The organism is Halomonas sp. Mc5H-6, assembly GCF_024124705.1.
GTDB classification, from domain to species: domain Bacteria; phylum Pseudomonadota; class Gammaproteobacteria; order Pseudomonadales; family Halomonadaceae; genus Vreelandella; species Vreelandella subterranea.
Map to the genome: position 1 here is coordinate 1 of NZ_JAMXSI010000028.1, position 3,298 is coordinate 3,298.

Genomic DNA, 3,298 nt, shown 5'->3' on the forward strand with positions numbered 1-3,298 from the left:
CAATGGCCGTCATCATCATAAAGATGATGGCCAATGGCCCCCAGACGCCTAGCCTATCAACCCACTCACGCAAGGCTTGCTTGTCGGTCAAGACCGACAAGGCGCCGGTCTCCATCAGAATCCAATACAGGGCCGCCAAGCCCATCAATAGAGTGAGCCCCAAAAAGAGCTTTTGCTTTACGCTAAGCTGGGTTGCCATATTCGTCCCACATCATATGCTGCCGTTTCTCCGAGCTAAGCGGAGGGTTTGTTGATTAATATTTTGCTATTTCCATTTTATTTTTTTGAAAACAGGTATTTGGCAAGCGCAGCAACACCAAACACCAGTGCAATAATCAACAAGATTGCTATTAAGCCCATCCCCGCCATGCCCCACATGCAGCTTTCACTTCCCATCATTTTGAATTCCTCTTTAACAGTACGGTGTTTGGTTTAGGCGCGATGAACAGCATCGTTTGGACGTGGTGTGGCATTGCTGGTATCCGGCATGAAACGGCGTAGCCGCAACGAGTTAGTCAGCACAAAGACACTGGAAACGCTCATGGCCGCCGCCGCTAGCATGGGGCTGAGCAATACGCCGATGAACGGATAGAGTACGCCCGCCGCTACAGGGATTAGCGCTACGTTGTAGCCATAGGCCCAGACGAAATTGCCGATAATAGTTCGGTGGGTACGCTTGGAGAGCGCCGTGGCATTGACGATGCCTCGCAAATCGCCACTCATCAACACCACATCGCCGGACTCGATGGCGATATCGGTGCCAGTGCCGATCGCAATGCCCACGTCAGCCTGGGCCAAAGCGGGTGCATCATTGATCCCGTCCCCCACAAAAGCGACACGCTTGCCCTCCGCCTGGAGACGCCGGATCTCTGCCGCTTTCTGGTCGGGCAGCACCTCAGCGAGAACTTGGTGGATGCCAACCTGTCGGGCGATAGCATCGGCAGTGGCATGGTTATCGCCGGTGAGCATGGCCACTTCCAGCCCTTGCGCTTTGAGTGCTGCGATGGCCTCGGTAGAGCCCTCTTTAAGTGGGTCCGCCACCGCGATGACTGCAGCAAGCTGACCGTCTACCGCGGCATAGAGCGGGCTCTTGGCGTTCTCGGCTAACACCTTGGCGCGTGTTTCTGCCTGGCCGAGCTCGATTTCCAGCCGACGCATGTAACGATCAGCTCCCACATGCACCAAGTGGCCGTCGACCTCGGCTTCTATGCCGTAGCCAGGCTCGGCACTAAAGCGACTGACCGAGGGTAATTCCAACCCGTGGGCCTTGGCGCCCTGGACGATGGCCTCGGCAATGGGGTGCTCGCTTTGCGCTTCCACCGCCGCGACTAGTCGCAGAACCTCGTTTTCATGAGCGTTGATCGCTTCGAAGTCGGTCAGCTCGGGGCGTCCTTGGGTCAGAGTGCCGGTCTTGTCCAGCACCACCGTATTCATCTTGGCCAGCGTCTCAAGCGCCGCCCCTTTGCGAAATAGCACCCCCATCTCGGCCCCTTTACCGGTACTGACCATAATCGCCGTCGGGGTGGCCAGGCCCATTGCACAGGGGCAGGCAATCAGCAGCACGCTCACGGTAGTGACGAAAGCAAAGGACAACGACGGCGCCGGTCCGAAAACGAACCAGAGTGCGAAAGTAAGCGCGGCGATCGCGATGACCAGGGGTACGAACACCCCGGCAACCTTGTCGGCCAGCTGCTGAATCGGGGGCTTCTCCGCCTGGGCCGCTTCCACCATCTTGACGATCTGCGACAGCACGGTGTCGGCACCGACCCGCGTGGCGCGGAAGGTAAGTGCGCCATTCTTGTTGATAGTGCCACCGACGACTTCGCAATCCCTCTGTTTGGCGACCGGCACTGGCTCACCACTGATCATCGACTCATCAACGTAAGAGTGACCTTCCTCAACGATGCCATCGACTGGAACACGCTCCCCTGGGCGAACCAAAATACGATCGCCCGTGACGACGGCGTCGATAGGCAGCTCGACGGTTTCATCCTCGCGGATGACGCGGGCGGTTTTCGCCTGCAATTGCAGAAGCTTCTTGATTGCTTCTGAGGTGCGCCCTTTGGCAATGTGTTCGAAATAGCGACCGAGCAGAATTAGCGTCACGATCACCGCCGCCGCTTCGAAGTAGCTCACGGCGGTTCCAGTAGGGAAGAGCTCGGGCACAAGCAGGGCGGCGACCGAATAGAAATAGGCGGCGCTTGAGCCGATCATGACAAGGCTGTTCATGCCCGGATTAAAGTGCCGGAGTTCGGCGTAGCCGGCACGATAAAAGCGTGCGCCGGCATAGAACTGCACCGGTGTGGTCAACAACCACTCGATGCCCATCCAGCCGCGATGCGACATTAAACTCGTTAAAAGCGTTTCAAAAGTGGGAATCATTTTCCCCATGGCGATGATGACCACCGGAATCGTCAATATTGCCGCGAGCACGACGCGACGGCGAAGCTCGGCTCTCTCCTGGTCCTCGTTGTCCGTTGGTGGCGGCGCATCGGTATCCTGCGGTTCATAGCCTGCCTCGCGGATGGCATGCTGAATACGCGTTAACGAAACGGTTCCCGGCAGGAAACGAACGAAGGCCTTCTGGGTAGCGAGGTTAACACTTACTTCCACCATGCCGGGCAGTTTCGTTAGCGTTCGCTCTATCCGAGAGACACAAGATCCGCAACTCATGCCGATGACGGGTATGTCGATGCTTTCCACTACCGGTTGATAGCCCGCCGTTTCAATGGCGTCGAATAGGCTAGTGGTCGCGGTACCAGCTTCGACCTGGATAGCCGCCTTCTGTGTGGCGAGGTTCACTTGAGCGTTGATCACGCCTGGCAGCTGCCCGAGTGCACGCTCCACACGCCCAATACAGGAAGCACAGGACATACCACGAATCTCGATATCGACGTATTGCGCCATAATGACGATCTCCCTGTTAATTTATCGACGACCCGGTAGGCAAACTTGATTCCCATGTTCGCTATCGAGAAAATGCCCGATCATTCAGTCTGCTCAGCGATAGCTTCAACAATCGGGCAGCCTTCCTGCATAGGCCCTTCGCCTGCACACTCACTCAATGTTTTCGATAATACGGCTTCAATCCGCGTGAGATGTTTGATCTGCTCTCGCACCTTGTGCAGCTTCTCGCTGGCGATGCGTTTAGCTTGCGCCCGGTCGCCATTAGCATCCTGAAGCATTAACAGCTCCCGAATCTCTTGTAGCGTGAAGCCCCACTGCTTGGCATGAACGATAAACTGCAACCGATCCACGGCTTCCAATGGGTAACGCCGATAGTTGGCACCGGTCCTCC

The 3,298-nt window shown here is 56.8% G+C and carries 3 protein-coding genes and 1 pseudogene; all 4 read right to left on the reverse strand.

What is annotated here, in order from left to right; all coding sequences use genetic code 11:
• A pseudogene (locus NH395_RS18245) lies at nucleotides 1-199 on the reverse strand (TVP38/TMEM64 family protein); the annotation flags it as partial.
• A gap of 77 nt (nucleotides 200-276) precedes the next feature.
• Nucleotides 277-399, reverse strand: a complete 123-nt coding sequence (locus NH395_RS18415; RefSeq protein ID WP_290443898.1) for a hypothetical protein — start codon at nucleotides 397-399, stop codon at nucleotides 277-279.
• Between the two features lie 33 nt (nucleotides 400-432).
• Complete coding sequence (locus tag NH395_RS18250; RefSeq protein WP_253026921.1) at nucleotides 433-2,907, reverse strand: heavy metal translocating P-type ATPase; 2,475 nt, start codon at nucleotides 2,905-2,907, stop codon at nucleotides 433-435.
• Between the two features lie 80 nt (nucleotides 2,908-2,987).
• A partial coding sequence (locus tag NH395_RS18255) for a MerR family DNA-binding protein (RefSeq protein WP_253026923.1) occupies nucleotides 2,988-3,298 on the reverse strand: 311 nt, incomplete at its 5' end.